21 protein-coding genes are annotated in these 18,843 nt (G+C 66.0%); 13 read left to right on the forward strand and 8 right to left on the reverse strand.

The window, feature by feature from the left end; translation table 11 throughout:
- Window positions 1-3: 3 nt before the first annotated feature.
- Window positions 4-3,480, reverse strand: a complete 3,477-nt coding sequence (locus ACZ5PP_RS11025; RefSeq protein ID WP_464826010.1) for a transglutaminase family protein — start codon at window positions 3,478-3,480, stop codon at window positions 4-6.
- Window positions 3,481-3,898: 418 nt separating this feature from the next.
- Between ACZ5PP_RS11025 and ACZ5PP_RS11030 the strand changes: the two genes are divergently transcribed.
- From ACZ5PP_RS11030 to ACZ5PP_RS11045, 4 genes are all read left to right on the forward strand, one after another.
- Entirely contained in the window at window positions 3,899-5,017 is a 1,119-nt protein-coding gene (locus ACZ5PP_RS11030) for a VanZ family protein (protein ID WP_464826011.1), read from the forward strand.
- 156 nt (window positions 5,018-5,173) lie between these two features.
- Window positions 5,174-5,497 carry a (2Fe-2S) ferredoxin domain-containing protein gene (locus tag ACZ5PP_RS11035; protein ID WP_012586197.1) on the forward strand — a complete coding sequence of 108 codons (324 nt, stop codon included), beginning with the start codon at window positions 5,174-5,176 and terminating at the stop codon, window positions 5,495-5,497.
- A complete protein-coding gene (locus ACZ5PP_RS11040; protein ID WP_464826012.1) occupies window positions 5,494-6,150 on the forward strand; it encodes an alpha/beta hydrolase in 657 nt (218 codons plus the stop codon). Before ACZ5PP_RS11035 ends, ACZ5PP_RS11040 begins: the two co-directional genes overlap by 4 nt.
- Before the next feature lie 248 nt (window positions 6,151-6,398).
- Entirely contained in the window at window positions 6,399-7,010 is a 612-nt protein-coding gene (locus tag ACZ5PP_RS11045; RefSeq protein ID WP_464826013.1) for a glutathione S-transferase, read from the forward strand.
- Between the two features lie 71 nt (window positions 7,011-7,081).
- Here ACZ5PP_RS11045 and ACZ5PP_RS11050 read toward each other — a convergent pair whose 3' ends face one another.
- Genes ACZ5PP_RS11050 through ACZ5PP_RS11060 form a run of 3 tightly spaced genes read right to left on the reverse strand, consistent with a single transcriptional unit; the run spans window position 7,082 to window position 7,772 of the window.
- Entirely contained in the window at window positions 7,082-7,225 is a 144-nt protein-coding gene (locus ACZ5PP_RS11050) for a type II toxin-antitoxin system YoeB family toxin (protein WP_464826014.1), read from the reverse strand.
- A gap of 3 nt (window positions 7,226-7,228) precedes the next feature.
- The gene (locus ACZ5PP_RS11055; RefSeq protein ID WP_464826015.1) at window positions 7,229-7,507 is read right to left on the reverse strand and encodes a Txe/YoeB family addiction module toxin; all 279 of its coding nucleotides are present in this window, start codon (window positions 7,505-7,507) and stop codon (window positions 7,229-7,231) included.
- A complete protein-coding gene (locus ACZ5PP_RS11060; RefSeq protein ID WP_012586201.1) occupies window positions 7,491-7,772 on the reverse strand; it encodes a type II toxin-antitoxin system Phd/YefM family antitoxin in 282 nt (93 codons plus the stop codon). The genes ACZ5PP_RS11055 and ACZ5PP_RS11060 overlap by 17 nt, the downstream gene beginning before the upstream one ends.
- Window positions 7,773-7,968: 196 nt before the next feature.
- Here ACZ5PP_RS11060 and ACZ5PP_RS11065 point away from each other — a divergent pair, with 196 nt between their 5' ends.
- Both ACZ5PP_RS11065 and ACZ5PP_RS11070 read left to right on the forward strand, forming a co-directional pair.
- Window positions 7,969-8,220, forward strand: a complete 252-nt coding sequence (locus ACZ5PP_RS11065) for a type II toxin-antitoxin system Phd/YefM family antitoxin (RefSeq protein ID WP_012586202.1) — start codon at window positions 7,969-7,971, stop codon at window positions 8,218-8,220.
- A complete protein-coding gene (locus ACZ5PP_RS11070; protein WP_464826016.1) occupies window positions 8,220-8,648 on the forward strand; it encodes a type II toxin-antitoxin system VapC family toxin in 429 nt (142 codons plus the stop codon). Before ACZ5PP_RS11065 ends, ACZ5PP_RS11070 begins: the two co-directional genes overlap by 1 nt.
- A 30-nt stretch (window positions 8,649-8,678) precedes the next feature.
- On the opposite strand, the gene ACZ5PP_RS11075 is transcribed toward ACZ5PP_RS11070, so the two are convergent.
- Complete coding sequence (locus ACZ5PP_RS11075; RefSeq protein ID WP_464826017.1) at window positions 8,679-9,107, reverse strand: putative toxin-antitoxin system toxin component, PIN family; 429 nt, start codon at window positions 9,105-9,107, stop codon at window positions 8,679-8,681.
- Complete coding sequence (locus ACZ5PP_RS11080) at window positions 9,104-9,328, reverse strand: AbrB/MazE/SpoVT family DNA-binding domain-containing protein (protein WP_012586205.1); 225 nt, start codon at window positions 9,326-9,328, stop codon at window positions 9,104-9,106. Before ACZ5PP_RS11080 ends, ACZ5PP_RS11075 begins: the two co-directional genes overlap by 4 nt.
- A gap of 87 nt (window positions 9,329-9,415) precedes the next feature.
- Here ACZ5PP_RS11080 and ACZ5PP_RS11085 point away from each other — a divergent pair, with 87 nt between their 5' ends.
- Both ACZ5PP_RS11085 and ACZ5PP_RS11090 read left to right on the forward strand, forming a co-directional pair.
- Entirely contained in the window at window positions 9,416-9,625 is a 210-nt protein-coding gene (locus ACZ5PP_RS11085) for a hypothetical protein (RefSeq protein WP_464826018.1), read from the forward strand.
- 2 nt (window positions 9,626-9,627) lie between these two features.
- Entirely contained in the window at window positions 9,628-10,062 is a 435-nt protein-coding gene (locus ACZ5PP_RS11090; RefSeq protein WP_464826019.1) for a putative toxin-antitoxin system toxin component, PIN family, read from the forward strand.
- Between the two features lie 180 nt (window positions 10,063-10,242).
- Here ACZ5PP_RS11090 and ACZ5PP_RS11095 read toward each other — a convergent pair whose 3' ends face one another.
- Window positions 10,243-10,575 carry a hypothetical protein gene (locus tag ACZ5PP_RS11095; protein WP_464826020.1) on the reverse strand — a complete coding sequence of 111 codons (333 nt, stop codon included), beginning with the start codon at window positions 10,573-10,575 and terminating at the stop codon, window positions 10,243-10,245.
- 374 nt (window positions 10,576-10,949) lie between these two features.
- Here ACZ5PP_RS11095 and ACZ5PP_RS11100 point away from each other — a divergent pair, with 374 nt between their 5' ends.
- Window positions 10,950-11,300 carry a pilin gene (locus tag ACZ5PP_RS11100; protein ID WP_464826021.1) on the forward strand — a complete coding sequence of 117 codons (351 nt, stop codon included), beginning with the start codon at window positions 10,950-10,952 and terminating at the stop codon, window positions 11,298-11,300.
- Between the two features lie 172 nt (window positions 11,301-11,472).
- Here ACZ5PP_RS11100 and ACZ5PP_RS11105 read toward each other — a convergent pair whose 3' ends face one another.
- A complete protein-coding gene (locus ACZ5PP_RS11105; protein WP_004300513.1) occupies window positions 11,473-12,834 on the reverse strand; it encodes an IS1380 family transposase in 1,362 nt (453 codons plus the stop codon).
- A gap of 174 nt (window positions 12,835-13,008) precedes the next feature.
- Between ACZ5PP_RS11105 and ACZ5PP_RS11110 the strand changes: the two genes are divergently transcribed.
- The 4 genes from ACZ5PP_RS11110 to ACZ5PP_RS11125 are packed head-to-tail and all read left to right on the forward strand — an operon-like array spanning window position 13,009 to window position 18,799.
- On the forward strand, window positions 13,009-14,943 hold the full coding sequence (locus ACZ5PP_RS11110) for a hypothetical protein (RefSeq protein WP_464826022.1): 1,935 nt from the start codon (window positions 13,009-13,011) through the stop codon (window positions 14,941-14,943).
- Window positions 14,918-15,859 (forward strand): glycosyltransferase family 2 protein, encoded by a 942-nt coding sequence (locus ACZ5PP_RS11115; protein ID WP_464826023.1) that lies wholly within the window; start codon window positions 14,918-14,920, stop codon window positions 15,857-15,859. The genes ACZ5PP_RS11110 and ACZ5PP_RS11115 overlap by 26 nt, the downstream gene beginning before the upstream one ends.
- Window positions 15,860-15,861: 2 nt before the next feature.
- Window positions 15,862-17,067, forward strand: a complete 1,206-nt coding sequence (locus tag ACZ5PP_RS11120; protein ID WP_464826024.1) for a glycosyltransferase — start codon at window positions 15,862-15,864, stop codon at window positions 17,065-17,067.
- A gap of 25 nt (window positions 17,068-17,092) precedes the next feature.
- On the forward strand, window positions 17,093-18,799 hold the full coding sequence (locus ACZ5PP_RS11125; protein WP_464826025.1) for an ABC transporter ATP-binding protein: 1,707 nt from the start codon (window positions 17,093-17,095) through the stop codon (window positions 18,797-18,799).
- The last annotated feature ends 44 nt before the right edge of the window (window positions 18,800-18,843 follow it).

The raw sequence follows: 18,843 nt of genomic DNA on the forward strand, positions 1-18,843 counted from the left end.
GGGTCAGCCCTGGCGGCGCAGGTCGAGGGTGAAGGGGAAATCGGCGTTGCGCGTGGCGGGCGCAGGTGCGACGCGGCCCGGCGTGTGGCCGGTGGTGGTGAAGCGGGCCAGGCGGCGGCCTTCGGCCTCGTAGGGGTTCACCGGGTAGCTCTCGTGGTTGCGCCCGCCCGGATGCGCCACGTGATACACGCAGCCGCCCATCGAGCGCTGCATCCAGCCATCGACCAGGTCGAACACCAGCGGCGCGTGCACGCCGATGGTCGGGTGCAGGCAGGACGGCGGCTGCCAGGCACGGTAGCGCACCCCGGCGACGAACTCGCCCACCGTGCCGGTGGGCTGCAGCGGCACGGCGCGGCCGTTGCAGGTCAGCACGTGGCGGTCGTCGTTGAGCCCGGACACCTTGACCTGCAGGCGCTCCACCGAGGAATCGACGTAGCGCACCGTGCCACCGGGCGCCCCCTCCTCCCCCATCACGTGCCAGGGCTCGAGCGCCATGCGCAGTTCGACCCGCACGCCGCGCGCGGCGAACTCGCCGTACCTGGGGAAGCGGAACTCGAAGTGCGGCGCGAACCAGTCGAACTCGAGCGGGTAGCCGAATTCGCGCAGCTCGCCGACGACGTCGCGGAAATCCTCCGCCACCCAGTGCGGCAGCAGGAAGCGGTCGTGCAGCTCGGTACCCCAGCGCCGCAGCCGACCCGGGGCATAAGGCTGCTGCCAGAAGCGCGCGATCAGCGCGCGCAGCAGCAGCTGCTGGGCCAGGCTCATGCGCGCGTGCGGCGGCATCTCGAAGGCGCGCAGCTCGAGCAGGCCCAGCCGCCCGGTGGCGCTGTCGGGGCTGTAGAGCTTGTCGATGCAGAACTCGGCGCGGTGGGTGTTGCCGCTGGCGTCGATCAGCAGGTTGCGCAGCAGGCGGTCGATGAGCCACGGCGGCACCTGGATGCCCGGCTCCGGCATCTGCTGGAAGGCGACTTCGAGCTCGTGCACCGAGTCGTGGCGCGCTTCGTCCACCCGCGGCGCCTGCGAGGTCGGGCCGATGAAGAGCCCCGAGAACAGGTAGGACAGGCTGGGGTGGTTGTGCCAGTAGCTCAACAGGCTGCGCACCAGGTCGGGCCGCCGCAGGAAGGGCGAGTCGCCCGGCGTGGCACCGCCGAGCACGAAATGGTTGCCACCGCCGGTGCCGGTATGACGGCCGTCGAGCATGAACTTCTCGGTCGACAGGCGCGCCTGCCGAGCCTCCTCGTAGAGGGTGCCGGTGCGCTCGACGAGTTCGTCCCAGCTCGCCGCGGGGTGGATGTTGACCTCGATGACGCCCGGGTCGGGGGTGATGCGGAAGTGCGCCAGGCGCGGGTCGGACGGCGGCTCGTAGCCTTCGAGCACCACCGGCAGCTTGAATTCGGCGGCGGTGTCCTCGATGGCGGTGACGATCTCGAGGTAGTCCTCCAGCGCGGCAGTCGGCGGCATGAAGAGATGGAGCAGGCCGCCGCGCGGCTCGGCGCACAGCGCGCTGCGAGTGATCCAGGCGGCGGACTCGAAGGGTGCCGGACGGCGAGCGGGGTCGGTGCGCTCGTCGCGGCGATCCAGCGCGGACGTACCGGGCCGCGGCACCGCGGCCTCGCCCTGCACCCCATGGAAGCCGGCATGTTCGACACGGCTCGGCGTCCACCCGCCGCCGTGGGCGGCGAAGGGGAAGCCGAGGCCGCTGTCGGCGCCGAGCGTCGTGCCCGTCGGCCGCAGCTGCTGGCGCAGCTCGGCGTGCGCGGGCAGCGTCGGGAAGGGCTGGTTGGGGTCGGCGGGGTGGATCGAGGGCAGGTCGCCCTTGCCCGCCCAGGGCTGGGAATCGAGCGGCAGGCGGTAGCCGATCGGCGAATCGCCGGGGATCAGGTACAGGCGCTCGGCACGCAGGAACCACGGCCCGCTCTGCCAGCGATCGGCGCCGACGTGATCGCGCACCAGCGGCAGCACGTGCCCGACGACCTGCCTCAGCCCCTGGTCGAAGACCTTGGCGAGCCGCGCGCGTTCGAGCGGATCGTCCACCCGCGAATCGTGCGGATCGACGTTGGCCGGCAGCCGGCGCTCGCGCCACAGGTAGTACCAGGCGTCCTCGAAGGCCGCCATCATCCACTGCGTATCCACGCCGAGGCGCTCGCCGACGCGCGCGAGGAAGCGCGCCGCCACGGCCTCGTCCACCGCGGTGCCCGACAGCTCGCGCGCGAACAGCTCGGGCTTGCGCCAGATCGGCTCGCCGTCGCGCCGCCAGTAGCAATTGAGCGACCAGCGCGGCAACTGCTCGCCCGGATACCACTTGCCCTGGCCGAAGTGCAGCAGGCCGTGCGGCGCATAGTGGTCCTTGAGGCGGAACATCAGGTTTTCGGCCAGGGTGCGCTTGCTCGGCTTGCTGGCATCACGGTTGTGCGGATCGAGCGCGTCGCTGTTCCAGGCCGCGCCGTCGCGGTCGTCGAGTGCCACGAAGGTGGGCTCGCCGCCTTGCGTGAGGCGCACGTCGCGGGCCTTCAGGTCGGCGTCGATGCGCTGCCCCAGCACCTCGATCGCCGCCCATTGTTCGTCGGTATAGGGCTTGGTGACGCGCGGCGCCTCCCACACGCGCTCGACCTTCATGTGATGCTCGAACTCGCATTCGCATTCATCGGTGAAGCCGGTGATCGGCGCCGCCGACGAGGGCTCGGGCGAGCAGGCGAGCGGGATGTGGCCCTCGCCGGCGAACAAGCCGGAGGTCGGATCCAGGCCCACCCAGCCGGCACCGGGCAGATAGACCTCGCACCAGGCGTGCAGGTCGGTGAAGTCCACCGCGGTGCCCGAGGGGCCGTCGAGCGACTTCACGTCGGGCACGAGCTGGATCAGGTAGCCGGACACGAAGCGCGCCGCCAGGCCGAGGTGGCGCAGCAACTGCACCAGCAGCCAGGCCGAGTCGCGGCACGAGCCGCTCGCCAGCGTCAGCGTCTCTTCCGGCGTCTGCACGCCCGGCTCCAGGCGCACCAGGTAGCGGATGTCCTGCTGCAGGCGCTGGTTGAGCGCGACCAGGAAATCCACGCTGGCCCGCGGCGCGCGCGGGATGGATTCGAGGCAGTCGATGAACTTCGGCCCCAGCGCGGCAGCCGGCGCCTTCGCCAGGTAGGGCGCGAGCTCGACGCGCAGGGCGTCCTCGTAGGCGAAGGGGATCTTCTCCGCCGCGGGTTCGAGGAAGAAATCGAAGGGGTTGATGACCGACAGCTCGGCCACCAGATCGACCTCGATGCGCAGTTCGGTAGCCTTGTCGGGGAAGACGAGGCGGGCGAGATAGTTCGACTGCGGGTCCTGCTGCCAGTTGATGAAGTGGCCGGCGGGGTCGACCTTCAGCGCGTAGGCATGGATGGGCGTGCGGCAGTGCGGCGCCGGGCGCAGGCGCACGACCTGCGGCGACAGCGCGACCGGGCGGTCGTAGCGGTAACGGGTGACGTGGTTGAGCTTGACGTGGATGGACACGGCGGCCTCGCAGGGAGCGTAGTGGGGCGACACCGGGTGTCAGCAAGAAGCGTGCAAGCCCGCGCGACGCCTGGCTTCCGCCGTTTCCGCTGGCACTGCCCCTTCCGTGCAGGCGCAGTCGCGCACCATTTGCGCCCGGAGCGCACCAGCGCGGTGCGGCACCAGCGCGCCAGCGCCGGCATCGCGACTTGCATCGCTACGGCGAAGAGGCCTCGGAGGCGTGGCGCATTCTCGTGGGAGCGGCGCAAGCCGCGATCGCAGGCGTGCAGCAGGCAAGGACGCTAGTCGCAGTGCCGCCGCCGGAGTCGCGACTAGCATCGCCCCTGCGGAGGACCCTGTAGCGTGGCACCAAAGCTCGAGCGCATGGACACCCCGTCCCGGGGTGCTGCGATCCGGCCCAGCTGGCACAATGCGGCGCATGGCCGCACGGTCGCCCTCCTCCCTCGCTCCCGCGTTCGCGCTCGCCTATGCGCTGCTGGTCGCTTATGCCTGCCTGCATCCGCTGACCGGCTGGCGCGACAGCGGCTTGCCGGCGTTCGACTGGCTGTGGGCGCCATGGCCGAAATACTTCATCCTCGAAGATCTCCTCTTCAACATCCTCGGCTACCTGCCGCTCGGGCTGCTGCTGGCGGCGGCGCTGCCGGCGCAGTGGCGCTTCACGCGCAAGGCGCTCGTCGCCGCGCTGCTCGCCGGGCTGTTCAGCTTCGGCCTGGAGGCGCTGCAGAACTACCTGCCCAGCCGGGTGGCGAGCAATCTCGACCTCGGCGGCAACGCGGCCGGCGGCCTGCTCGGCGCACTCGCCGGCGCGCGCTGGGGCAGTGCGCTGCTCGGGCCGCAGGGGCGGCTGCAGCGCTGGCGCGCGCGCAGCGTGATCGGCGGGCGCAGCGGCGAGGCCGGACTGGTGCTGATCGGGCTGTGGCTGCTCGGCCAGCTCGGCGCCACCGACCTCGTCTTCGCCAGCGGCGACCTGCGCAGCCTGCTCGGCATCCCTGCGCCGCTGCCCTTCCGCCCCGAGCGCTTCATCGCCTTCGACACCGCGCTCACCGCAAGCGGGCTGCTCGCGATCGGACTGTTCGTGCGCTGCATGACGCGCGGGGCCAGCCCGCTGCCGGTATTGGCGGTGATCGCCCTCGGCATCGGCGCGAAGTCGCTGGCGACGTGGATCTTCTTCGAGCCGGGGGCGCCGCTCGCCTGGCTCACCCCGGGCGCCGAGCGCGGCCTGGTGATCGGCGGCGCGCTGCTGCTGCCCGCGCTGCTGCTGCCGCGCCTGGCCCAGCACGCGATCGCCGGCACCAGCCTGCTGCTCGCCACCGCGCTGGTGAACCTGATCCCGGAGAACCCCTACCTGCCCTTCGACCGGCGCCTGGCCGGGTTCAGCAACGTGTTCAGCTTCCACGGACTCACCGGGCTGGTCGACAGCCTGTGGCCCTACGCCGCGCTGGCCTACCTGTCGGCGCTCGGGCTCTGGCGGGGCGAGCACCTCGCGGCCGCCCCTGCGAGCGCGCAGCCGGCTCCGCGCCGCCGAGCCCGCCGCTAGGCATCGGGGCGGCGGCCGCAGCCAGGCCCCGCGGCCAGGTCCCGCGGCCACAACCCCGCCGCAAGCCGCACACGCGGCGAGCGCCGCCTATAATCTCGCGACGTTCCCGCGGATCGGCGCCGGCACGGCGTTCGACCCGATACCCAGAGAGCCACCATGAGCTACTTCAAACACCACGTCTTCTTCTGCTGCAACCAGCGCCAGCCGGGCGAGTCCTGTTGCAACGACCACAAGGCGAGCGAGCTGCAGACCTACGCCAAGGAGCGCACCGCCGCGCTCGGTCTCAAGGGCAAGGGCAGCGTACGCGTCAACAAGGCGGGCTGCCTCGGCCGCTGCGACGACGGTCCGGTGATCGTCGTCTACCCCGACAACGTCTGGTACACCTACGTCGACAAGGAAGACATCGACGAGATCATCGACTCGCACCTGATGCAGGGCCGCGTGGTCCAGCGCCTGCGCCTGCCCGAGGACGCCGCATGAGCCGCCCGCTGCCCACCGAAACCGTCCTGCTGCGCGGCCCCGCCGGCAACATCGAGGCGCTGATCGACGCCCCCGCCACGGTCAAGGGCATCGCGCTCGTGTGCCATCCCCACCCGCTCTTCGGCGGCGCCAACACCAACAAGGTCGCGCACACGCTCGCGCGCGCCTTCCGCGATCTCGGCTACGCGGTGATCCGCCCCAACTTCCGCGGCGTGGGCCAGAGCGAGGGCACGCACGACCACGGCGAAGGCGAGACCGAGGACATGCTCTCGGTGATCAGCTGGGCGGAGTCGCGCTGGGGCGCGCTGCCGCTGGCGCTCGGCGGCTTCTCCTTCGGCGGCTACGTACAGGTGCGCGTCGCCAAGCGCCTGGCCGAGGGCATCGCGCCGCCGCGCCAGCTCGTGCTCGTGGGCATGGCCGCGGGCGAGACCACCGGCAGCGGCCGCAGCTACGACACCCCGGCGCTGCCGACGAACATCCCCGCGCTGGTCATCCACGGCGAGAACGACGACACCGTCGCGCTCGCCAACGTGCTCGACTGGGCGCGGCCGCAGGAACAGCCGATCATCGTGATCCCCGGCGCCGACCACTTCTTCCACGGCAAGCTGCACCTGATCCGCGAGCTCATCGCGCGCAACGTCGCGCACGCCTGAACACTGCCGCCGGCAATCGCGACTTGCGTCGCTCCTACGAAACCCAGGCGCTTACAAGATTGCCGTAGGAGCGACGCAAGTCGCGATTCCAGCACCGGACTCCGCGCCGCGCCCGAATCCGTGCCGCGCCCGCCTCCGCACCCCGCCGGCCTTCTCGCGACGCGGGCCGCGATCCTTCCGGTTTCCCTGATTTCCCCCCGCCCGCCTGCGGCGTACGCTGGGTCGGCCATCACCGGAGACCCGCCATCATGAAACTGCTCGCCTCGCTGACCAGCCCCTACGCGCGCAAGATCCGCGTCATCCTCGCCGAAAAGGCGCTGCCCTTCGAGCTCGTGGTCGACTCGCCCTGGGAGGCCAACACGCGGATCCCCGAGCTCAACCCGCTCGGCAAGGTGCCGGTGCTGATCACCGACGAAGGCGAGACCTTCTTCGACTCGCCGGTCATCGCCGGCTACCTCGAGACCCTCGGCGCCCCGCCCACGCTGCTGCCGCCCGCCGGGCTCGACGCGGTGCGCGTACGCCAGACCGAGGCGCTCGCCGACGGCGTCACCGACGCGGCGGTCGCCGCCCTGCTCGAATCGCGCCGCCCCGACGGCGAGCGCAGCGAACGCGAGATCGCCCGCCAGAAGGACAAGATCGACCGCGGCCTCGCCGAGCTCGAACGCCGCCTCGACGGCCGCCACGCCTTCAACGGCGGCCCGATGCAGCTCGGCGACATCGCGGTCGCGGTCGCGCTCGGCTACCTCGACCTGCGCTTCCCCGATGTCGACTGGCGCAGCCGCCACCCCGGCCTGGTGCCCTTCGCCGAGCGCATGTTCGCCCGCAGCAGCCTGCGCGACACCCAGCCGCCGGCAGGCTAGGCGGGCTGGGGGTCAGCGGGGGCGCCGGATCGACGTGGGGATGAGCAAATGTAAGACCCGAGCCCAGGTCTTCACTGGTCGTGATAGCGGCAGGCGCTCACCACCAGCGCCTGGCCATCGACGCAGCAGGCCAGCCGGTGGGTATCATCGATGCGGCGCGACCCGAAGCCTGAGAGGTTTTCCTTGAGGGGGAAAGACCTGGCCCCAGCCCCCAAAAATCAATAGTGATAGCGCCCCTGCAGAAACTCGATCCGATCAGCCTTCACCAAGTACACGCAGCGGTGCTCCTGCGTGATGCGACGTGACCAGACATCCGAGCCCAGATACTTCAATGGCTCCGGGCTGCCGATACCCTTGAAGGGATCGCGCGGCACCGCCTTGACCAGTTCCAGCAGCCGTTTGGCCGTGCGACGCTCCGTCTCCACCCAGTCGCTCAGGTCTTCCAGGAACTCGGGCTGGAAGACCGCGACATGTCTGGCATCAGGCTTCGAGACCATAGTGCTCCTCGAGGGCATCGACGGCAGTCGGGACCACCTCGCCGGATCGGGCGCGCGCCAAGGCCGCCAGCAGACGCTCGGCATTCCTGGGCGAGCGCAGCAGATGGGCCGTTTCCATCAGGCTCTGCAATTCATCGGCAGCAATCATTGCGACCGCCCCCCCAGAGCGGCGGCGGACCACAACCACTTCGCGGTCATCGACGGCACGGTCCATCAAGGTCTTGAACTGCTCACGGGCTTGACTGTAAGTGGTTTCGATGGTCATCGCGGCCTCCTTTATCTGTACAGATAAACCGTACAACCCGCAGCCGTGCGCTGCGCATCGGCCGCCACAGGGCTGGACGACGCGTGAGCAAATGAAAGACCCCAGGACCTTCCCGCAGTTGCGCGCGCCCCCGAGCGTGACACCCTCATCCGACGCGAGTACACTCATTTGGTCAGATAGTCACCAAGGCGCCATCATGCGTACGCTCACCCTTGCCGAAACCAAGTCACACCTGTCCGCCGTCGTCGATCAGGTCATCGCCGGCGAAGAGATCGTGATCACCCGCCGCGGTCAGCCCGTTGCCCGCATCGTGCCCGAACGCACGCGACCCGCCGCCGACGCCGCAGCCCTCACCGCCGAGCTGCGCGACTTCGTGCTCGCTCAAGCTCCGCAAGCCCGCACGGCAGCCGAGGTCGTGCGCGAAGCCCGCGATGGGGCGCGCTACTGATGGCGCTGTACGCGGACACCTGCATCCTGCTACCCCTGTTCTTTCGCGACGCCAGCACCGAAGCGGCGCTCGCGTGGCTCGAGGAGGCGGGCAACGAGACGATCCTGATCAGCCCATGGACGCGCACTGAGTTCGCCAGCGCAGCCGGAATCATGGCGCGCAGGGGCGACGTTTCTGCGGCGCTCCACCAGCAGGGACTCGCCCGCTTCGACCGCCTGGCCGATGCGCGACTCGCCGTCGAACCGATCGACGGCACGGATTTCGAGCGCGCAAGGAACTGGATTGCCGACTACCGCAGCGGACTCCGTGCCGGCGATGCGCTACATCTGGCCGTATGTGCGCGGCTGAATGCGAGGCTGTGCACTGCGGACGCAGCCCTGGCACGGGCGGCGTCCGAGGTCGGGGTGGCGGTGCAGCGGGTGGCGTGAGCAACTGCACGATTTGAGCCCAGGCTCACCCTAACCCCGCCCCTGCAACCACTCCGAAAACTCCGCCACCGTCAGGATCGGAACCTTGAATTCCGCTTTGACCGCATGCAGGTCGCCATCGCCACTGACAAGGACATCGGCCTCGGCGACGACCGCGAGCACCAGAAAGATGAGGTCGTCGGGATCCCGAATGCCCGGCAGCCCATCGGGCGGGGCCTCGATCCGGACGGTCTCGACATACGGCAGGAACTCCGCCAGCAGCGCCTCCTGCTCATCACGCCCGAGCTTGAACTTCGGGTAATTCAGCACCCGCAAGAGCTCGCTGACCGTGTCATGACTGGCCAGGGGGACACAGCGCCCGCCCTGCCAGGCCTCACGCAGCCATGCAGACCGGCCGCGAGAAAAGATCAGCGCCGACACCAGGCAGTGGGTGTCGAGCACCACGCGCGGCAGCGTCATGCGTGCTTTCTCGCCCAGGCAATCGCATCCTCGACGTCATCCTGCGTGATGCCGAGCGCCTCGAGCTTTGCCCGCACGGCATCCCCCTGCTGCAGCCGAACCGGCGTCAGCACGATCTTGCCGTCCTGGACCGTGACGTCGTAGTAGTCGGTTTCGCCCACGCGCTGGACGATGGCCTTGGGCAAGGTGACCTGGTTCTTGCTCGTACGTTTGGCCAGCATGATCGGCCTCGAAAAGTAATGAAGTAAGGAATCTGATTTTAGCTGCTTGTTGCGAAGCGCCCGCAAGGAAATGCACACAGGGGACAGATGCCGATTTCGCCTCAAGGCAAGCCTGTCGCCGCGCTCGTCGATGCGCGCCTGTTCGAGCGCATTCGTCGCATGCAGGCGCGTTTCGACGCGCTTTGCCAGCGGATCGAGGCAGGATACGACGGCGTCCCTGAAGAAGCAGGCATCGCCGAAATCGAGGCCGCGGTTGCCGCCGCGCGGCGCGCGCACGCGCACCCGACGGCAGGCTGAGCGTGCCGTCCGCCCTGCGCGTCGTCCTCGACACCAAGGTCCTGTTGTCCGGCCTGGCCTACCCGGGGAGCCTGCCTGGCCGGATCGTGGCCGCGTGGCGGCACGGCTCGATCGACGTGGTGTTATCGACCTTCATCCTCGACGAACTGCGGCGCGTGCTGCCACGGCTGTCCGCCCGCCACGGCCTGTCCAGCCGCGAAATCGACGACCTCGTCGATATCCTGTCGATCCAGGCCGAGCTCGTCGAACCGGAAGCGGTCTCGGACGACGCCGTGCGCGACGACAACGACCAGCCCGTGCTCGGCACCCTGCTGGCGGGCATGCGTACGGGAAGCCTCGACTACCTGATCACCGGGGACAAGGACCTGCTCGCCCTGGCCCGCACCGACCCCATCCTCACGCCGGCCGCGTTCTGGACTCGTCACGGCGGGGTGTAGCACGCGCACCGGCTGGCATGACGTCGGGCGGTGGCATGAGCAGATGAAAGACCTGACCCCAGGGGCAACGATGGCGACGTCCCGTCGATGGCGGGTACGCGTGAGCAGGTGAAGGACCTGACCCCGGGATCTGGCCCCCGGGATCTGATCTGCTCCGTGCAGTTGCCAGCATCCGCGCCATCAGATCCGATGACAACGGCACCTTGTCCGATTGCCCGATGCGGGCGAGATTGTGTAGCCGAAGAGGAAGGCCGTGTCGATCCGGCCGGTGAGCGCAGCAAGACTCAGCCGCAAGGCGTCGGCAAGGCCGCGGGTCTTCCTGATCCAGGCCTGCAACTCCGGGAAGACAGGGTGCGCGGTATTCGCACAGAACCGCAGCTGGTTGCCCACACGCTCGGCGCGCAGCAGCCCGGCGTCGTCGCAGAGCGCATCCAACGCCCTCTTGAGCGTTCCCGGTGCGGCACCGCTCACTCGGGCGAGCTCGCGTAAATGAATCTGCTGGCCCGGCCGCATGAGCAATACCCCGGCACCTTGCGACGGTACTGGTTGGGGGAAAGCAAGCGAGAAACGTCTGCGTTGTCCAGCAGGGGAGCCAAGCGGTGCAGCGACCGCTTGCCTGGCAGCGAAACGACGGCTCCGTGAAACTTGGCTCGAGCCCGGCGAAGTGAGGGCTGTTCAGCGGCCCCGACTACACATGCCTCGCGCGCCAGCGAGCCGCCTTTGTCACATGTTGACAACCCGTTCCGGGATGCTTGTCACGTTCGGCCCCGGAATCGTGTCAAGGCGGTGGAACTGCGTCACGGAAAACCGGTGATTCGAAGCTGGCACGGGGATTGCATAGAAGTAGGCAAGCGGACTTCCGTGCTTTTCCATCAAGGAGAATTGACATGAAAAAGATGCAACAAGGCTTCACCCTGATCGAACTGATGATCGTCGTGGCGATCATCGGCATCCTGGCTGCGGTGGCGCTGCCGCAGTATCGCGATTACACGCAGCGTTCGGCGAACGCTGCCTGCCTCGCGGAGGCTAAGGCCTATATGTCGAGCGCGGTCTCTGATGCAGCCGACAATCGCACGCCAACGGCGTTTTCCGCTAGCGCCTGCGCTTCCGGCCCGAACATGACCATCGCTGACTACAATGCAGGAAATACCATCAGTTTTGTCTCCAACCTGAATCCGTGTTCTCTACAGCGCATACCCGCTCCGCGAGCCCCAGCGCATGATTCTTCTGCTGCCTGACTCCCAATCTCAGCTCACCGCAGCCCCGAGCGCCGTCCTTTCATGGCCCGGAGCGCCGGCGAGCCGGGCTTCCGGCGGGTGCGCTATGTCATTTCCCTTCTCCCGCGCGGCCGTCGCCCTTCCGCCGCAGCGAAATGGCCTCGATTCGGAGAATTCGGCCGCCGGATTTGCATCACGGCGAAGCCACCGCGCACAGTCGCGCCTGCACCGTGGTGAACACCTTCACATGCGCGGCCACGCCGCGCCCGAAGTCCAGCACCAGGCGCCGGGCGTGTTCGACGAACTTCGCCGCGCGGTACATCACCTCCTGCAGCACCGTCTTGATGCGCCGGCGCTTGGCCGGGTGGCGGATCGGCGAGAGCTCGCCGGCCAGCCCGAGCTGGCCGATCAGGCGCAGGCAGTTGTAGGCGAATGCGGCCAGATGCACGACCGCGTCGTTGGTGTCGAACTTACCCGAGGGCAGGCGCTCGAGGTCCAGGTCGGTCTTGATCTCGGAGTGGAACTGCTCGTGCGTGCCGTGGTGCTTGTAGAGCTCGATCACCTCGGCCATCGCCCCATCGAGGCTGGTCCACCAGCCTTCGATCTCGATCTCGGGCGCCAGCAGGTGCTGGCCCTTCTTGTCGATGGTGCGCTCGGTCACCCGCACCACCAGGCGCAGCGTGCGCTTGGCCTTCTTCCAGGCACGATCGATCTTCAGGTCCAGCAGCCCCACCCGCTTGCCCACGCGCGCTTCTTCGAACGCACCGGCGGCCTCGGCCCGATCCACCCAGGCGGTCTTGTCCTGGCGGCGCGGGTTCCACTTGGTGAGGTAATCGAACGAACGCCCGAGTTCGGCCCAGCGATCGCGCTCGTCGGCCAGCGCGAACAGCAGCCGCGCGCTATCGAAGCCGCTATCGGCGCGCCACAGCAGCTTCGCATCGGCGGCGCACACCCGGCGCAGGCGCGGGAGCGCGCGCTCGAAGAAATACTCCGTCTCCAGCGCCGAGTGGTGCGAACCCGCGCGCAGTTCCAGGCCGAGGTTCCAGCCCTCGTTGCCCAGGTACAGCGCGATCGGCGTGTAGCCGTCGACACCCTGGTAGGTGCGGCTGACCGCTTCCTTCTTGGTGTCGGAGTTGTCCATCACGAAGGTGTCCAGGTCGGCGCAGACGTAGCCCTTGTGCGCCGTGATCGGCGCCTCGGTGCGCTCGAGCAGGCGCAGGCTCAGCTCGTCGGTCAGCTCGCGCAGCTCGGCCGCGCGGGCATCGAGCCGTTGGCGCATCCACACGCTGCCGGGCACCTTGGCGAGCCCGAGCGCTTCCTTGAAGAAGCGGTCGCCGCGAAACGGCTCGATCGCCTCGAAGTCGCTCTTGCCCAGGCTCAGCAGCCCGACCACCGACTTGACCAGATCCGAGCTCAGCATGCCCTGCGACACTGGCAGCCTCGGGTCGATCACCGCCTGAACCTGTGCCGCCTGGCAGCACTGCCCGATCAGCGCCAGGCCCGAGTACGAGGTCAGGTTGAGCTTGGCGGATTGCTTGACTTCGAAGCGCGGCATGGTCGGTTGGGTGAATGAGTCGGATGCGTAATTGTACAATTACATCAATGCGTTAGGCTGGATTTCCGGCTAAACGAACACGGATTCAGGTCCAAGGCTCAAGGCAGCTCGAGCCTGAAGAAGGATCCCGATTGTAACGCTGGAACTGGGGCGTGTGAACTGAATTAAGTCTATTTGCGAGGAGCAGCACCGATCAGAAAGCGCCGAAAGGCGCTTTTTGATTTTTCAATCAAAATCAACGCCGATTTGGGTTGCCAAGGAAAGTTCGGATTGCTAATTCCCGCTTCGTTTTTCCATTTGCTTGCTGTCGCAGTGGCTGCCTTGGCCGCGGCGCTATACGTCCCAGGCCTGAGTGGCGGCTTTATTCTCGATGACGGATTCAATATCCTGCAGAATCGATTGCTCTACATCGAGCAAGTTGATATCGAGAATTTGAGCAATGCGGCGCTGAGTTTTCATGACGGTAACGGTGCGCGTCCCTTACCGATGCTGAGCTTTGCACTGGATTACTGGCGCGCCGGCGCGATGGACCCAAGCACCTTCAAGACGACCAACGTGCTGATTCACGCGATCACAACCGTTTGTCTGGCGTTCTTGCTGAAGAAGCTGCTTCTACTGGTTCGCTGGACTCCGCAAGCAGCATCGTCAGGTGCCTTGATCTTGGCCCTGATCTGGGCGATACACCCCCTGCAGGTATCCTCAGTCATGTACGTAGTGCAACGCATGCAGACAATGGTGACCCTGTTTGTCGTACTTGCAATGTGGGCATATCTAACCATGCGGCAGACACAGATCAGCGGCGGACGCGGCCGCTGGTGGGGTATATTGACGTTGATCCTATGGGGACTAGCCTTGGGGTGCAAAGAGGATGCTGCATTGTTGCCGGCGTATCTTCTTTCCATCGAATTAACAGTATTGCAATTTCAGGCAGCCAAACCGGAAGACGCCAAGGGTCTTCGTCAAAGCTTTATCCTTCTCGCCATTCTGGGCAGTCTTGCGTATTTCCTTGTCGTGATTCCGTATTATTGGCACTGGGATGCGTACCCCGGGCGCAATTTTTCGAGCCCCGACCGCCTTTTGACCCAGGCGCGAGTCCTCGTGATGCATTTGGGTCAGATCCTGCTCCCGCTCCCCGATCGAATGCCGTTCATGTACGACAATCTGGTCATCTCACGCGGACTCTTGCAGCCGCTTACAACCCTGCCGTCCATCCTGCTGATTTTGGTGTTGATCGTATGGGCTTGGCGATGGAAGCTGCGCAGACCTTTGTTTTCCTTGGGGGTTTTTCTATTCTTTGCCGGACACTTCATCACCAGCAATGTAGTTGGACTTGAACTCGTATTTGAGCATCGCAATCACTTCCCGCTGATCGGTGCTTTATTGGCAATAGCGGATCTCCTACTTTTCTTCTGGCAACGGCTCGAGCTAACCTCCCGATCCGCAGCCCCCGCGCTTCTCTGCATTACAGCTCTGCTGAGCGCCGCAACTGCCTCGCATGCACATACCTGGGGAGATAGCGTCAGGCACGGTCAAAAACTGATCGAACTACTGCCCGATTCGACTCGGGCCTGGACCCAGCTAGGCGGAGCGCATTTTGATCGATACAAGGCCACCAAAGGTGAAGAACATCTGATCAAGGCAATCGAAACCACTGAACTCGGACTCACGCACATCGCATCGCCATCGCTTGCTTCGAACTTGGTCATCTACAAATCGACGTTGGGCTCAGTGACGAATTCGGACTGGGAGCGATTTCACCGTTTATTGCGCGACTCACCATATAGTTGGCAGAGCAAGTTCGTGGTCTGGACTTTGATGAGCAACGCGGAGCGCGGCTTGTACGTCGATGGAGAGCGCGTAATAGATTCGATAGAGATACTTGGAGAAAAGACGCGACTGAGAGCGTCCGAGTCACTTCGCATGGCCGTATTCATCTTCAAGTCCTCGCAGCAGGAGAGAGCCTTGCCCTTTTTCGTGCGCTTTGTCGAAGCCCCTGACGCTGAGAGTGCAGAAGTTGACAGGATCATCGGCGAGCTTCGAAATAGCGACCGAGCTGACTGGGCACAGCAACTCGAGGTGGCACGTGGAAAGAAAAACAAGCGCGGTTGAGCTGGCTGCGGCGCCCTCCGAGCCAACCAGCCACATCCAGAATCCAGCGACCACTACGCGCGCACCATCTATCTCGTTTGCACTGCCCGCCAAGAACGAATCAGCCAGAGTTGCGGGCCTCGTCACCTCGATCAGTTGGTTGTTTCCGGCCGCCGAAATCATCGTCGTCGACGACGGCTCCACGGACGACACCGCTGCGCTGGCCCGAGCCGCCCGCGCGCACGTGATCTCCCACCCCTACTCCAAAGGCAACGGCGCCGCCATCAAGACCGGCGCACGCGCGGCGAGTGGCGACGTGATCGTCTTCATGGACGCCGACGGCCAGCACGACCCTGCCGACATCCCAGCCTTGCTGGCCCGCCTCGACGAAGGCTACGACATGGTCGTCGGCGCGCGCCAGGCCGGCTCGCAGGCAAGCCTTGGTCGCGGCCTCGCGAACCGCTTCTACAACCGCCTCGCGAGCTACATGACGGGCCACAAGGTGGAGGACCTCACCTCCGGATTCCGCGCCGTGCGCGCCGACAAGTTCCGCGAATTCCTCTATTTGCTGCCGAACGGCTTCTCCTATCCGACGACCAGCACCATGGCCTTTTTCCGTGCCGGATACTCGGTGGCCTACGAGCCGATCCACGCAGCAAGACGAGTCGGCAAGAGCCACATCCGCCCGCTGCACGACGGCCTGCGCTTCCTGCTGATCATCTTCAAGATCGGCACGCTGTATTCGCCGTTGAAACTGTTCGCGCCTTTGGCACTGACGATGTTTCTGCTGGCAACGGGTTGGTACGGACATACCCTGCTGGAGTATGGACGGTTCACGAACATGAGCGCCTTGCTGTACACCGGCAGCGTGGTCACCTTCATGATGGGGCTGATCTCGGAGCAGATTACGGCGCTGATGTACAAGGAGCGGGAATAGGCATGACAGAAGCCCGATTGCCGGCGCTGCTTGTTCTAGCATCCACTTATCCGCGCTGGGAGGGCGATCCGGAACCCGGTTTTGTACATGAGCTGGCAAGACGATTGACCGATCGATTCCGGGTTCTTGTGCTGTGTCCGCACGCTGAAGGCGCGGCCCCGGTGGAGACGATGGATGGCGTCGAGATCATTCGCTACCGCTACGCACCGGCAGCACTGGAAACGCTGGTCAACAATGGCGGCATTGTCACCAATCTGCGCAACAAGCCGTGGAAGCTCTTCCTGGTGCCAGGATTCGTCTTGATGCAGGCGTGGTATGCCCTGCGCTTGTGCCGGCAGCGCGGGATTGATCTGGTGCATGCACACTGGCTGATTCCTCAGGGGCTGATTGCCACGCTGCTGGGCAAGCCGTTTCTTGTGACTTCCCATGGAGCCGATCTGTACGCACTGCGCAGCAGGCCGTTCCGGGCGCTCAAGCGCTTCGTGTTGCGCAAGGCACGAGCAACCACCGTTGTCAGTAGCGCGATGCGTGATGCGGTAGGCGAGTTGGACGTGGATGTCGCGCAAGTCGCGGTCGTCCCGATGGGCGTGGAGATGGCCCGGCTGTTTGTTCCGGGTGACGCGACGCAGCGTTCCCGCGGCGAGCTGCTTTTTGTGGGCCGCCTGGTGGAAAAGAAGGGGCTGCGCTATCTGCTGCTTGCTTTGCCCGCCGTGCTGCGCGAGCGCCCCGACGTCACCTTGACCATCGCTGGCTTCGGCCCGGACAAGGACCCACTCGAGGCTCAGGTCCGCGAATTGGGCTTGCAGGACGCAGTGCGCTTCCTAGGGGCGGTGGCGCAGAAGGATCTACCCGACCTGTATCGGCGTGCGGCACTTTTTGTGGCGCCCTTCGTCAGGGCGAAATCTGGCGATCAGGAGGGGCTTCCCGTGGCTTTGATGGAAGCCGTGGCTTGCGGCTGTCCCGCCATTGCCGGCGATGTGGCAGGGTTGCGGGATATTCTTGGCGCACAGGCTGAAACCTGCCTGGTCAACCCGCAGGACATCGACCAGCTGGCCGAAGCCATTCTCCGCCAATTGCGGCAGCCCGAAGAGGCTGCACAGCGGAGTCTGGCCATGCGCACGGCCTTGCGGGCGCATCTGAGCTGGGAACATGTGAGTGCGCGTTATATGGAACTGCTGCAAGGCGCTCACGAGAAAAGCAATAATTGACCGGCTGAGGGCACCGTAGAACACCATGCGCAACACCCTGCAGAAAGTCTGGCAACTCTTCACCGCTGCCGAGCAGCGCAAGGCGCTGGGGATGCTGATGCTGGCCCTGCTCATGGCGCTGGCCGAAACACTGGGCGTGCTCTCCATCATGCCTTTTCTTTCCGTGCTGGCACGGCCCGGCGTGATCCAGGAGACACCCTGGCTGCACGGGCTCTACACCCAGCTGAACCTTGCCCAGCCGCAAAGCTTCATCATGGCCCTGGGCTTGGCCTCCATCGTGCTGGTCATCGCATCGTCCGCTTTCAAGACCATCACACAGCACCTGCTCAACCGCTTCGTGCACCTGCTTCGCCACTCCATCAGCAGCCGGCTGATGGCCCGCTACCTGGCCCAGCCCTACGAATTCTTCATCAGCCGCAACAGCGCGGAACTGTCCAAGACCATCCTGGCGGAGGTCGACCTGGTCATGGCCAACCTCATCCAGCCGTTCTCACAGGTCATCGTGCAGGGCATCGTGGTGCTCGCCATGCTGGCGCTGGTGTTCGCCTACAACCCACTCACCGCGCTCGCCATCGTGCTGGTGGTCGGCACGCTGTATGGGCTCATCTATCTGCTGGTACGCCGTCACCTCAGGCATATTGGCACCGAAATGGTGGAGGCCAACCGCCAGCGCTATCAGACCTGCAACGAAGCCCTGCAAGGCATCCGCGACATCAAGATAACTCGCGCAGAAGCTGCATACCTGCAGCAATACCAGCACGCCTCGCGCACCCAGGCGCGCCACATGGCCGCCAGCGAGACCCTCAGCCAGACTCCGCTTTACCTGGTGGAAGCGACCGGCTACACCGGCCTGATCCTCATCGCGCTGGCGCTGCTGCTTAAGAGCGACGACGTGGCTCACGTACTGCCCGCGCTCGGCCTATACGGCTTTGCTGCCTACCGCATGCTGCCCGCCGCGCAGATCATGTATCGCGGCTTTGCCCGCCTGAATTTTGCCAGCGCAACCCTAGACAGCTTGCACCGCGACATGTCGCTCCCATTGCCCACCGCCGCGCCCGCAACCCAGCCGGCCATCGTGCCCCGGCAGGAAATCCGCCTGACGGGCATCCGCTACGCCTACCCTTCCACGCCGGACAGACCCGTCCTGGACTACTTCGACCTCACCATCCCGGTCAACACCAGCATCGGCATCAAGGGCCCCAGCGGTGCTGGCAAGAGCACCGTCATGGACATCCTGCTCGGCCTGCTCGGCCCGCAGGCAGGCACACTGAGCGTGGATGGAGAAACCATCACCGCGCACAACTTGCCGGCCTGGCAGGCCGCCATTGGTTACGTGCCGCAGCACATCTACATCGCTGACGCGAGCGTCGCCGCCAACATCGCCTTTGGCATCCCCCGGGACAAGATCGACATGCGGGCGGTCGAGCGCGCTGCCCGCGCCGCGCAGATCCATGACTTCGTCACCCGGGAACTGCCCCAAGGCTACGACACCCCCGTGGGCGACCGTGGCATCCGCCTGTCGGGCGGGCAGCGCCAACGCATCGGCATCGCCCGCGCGTTGTACCGCGACCCTCCCGTGCTGCTGATGGACGAGGCGACCAGCGCGCTGGATGGCGCGACCGAGGCGGCGGTGAACGAGGCTATCCGTAGATTGTCAGGCAGAAAAACCATTGTGGTGATAGCCCATCGAGCGGCCTCTCTCTTAGCTTGCGACGAATTATTCAACATATAGGCCTGACACGTGAATGCCAACGCCTGAGCGCCACCATCACCCTC

This window comes from Thauera sp. DNT-1, from assembly GCF_055393985.1.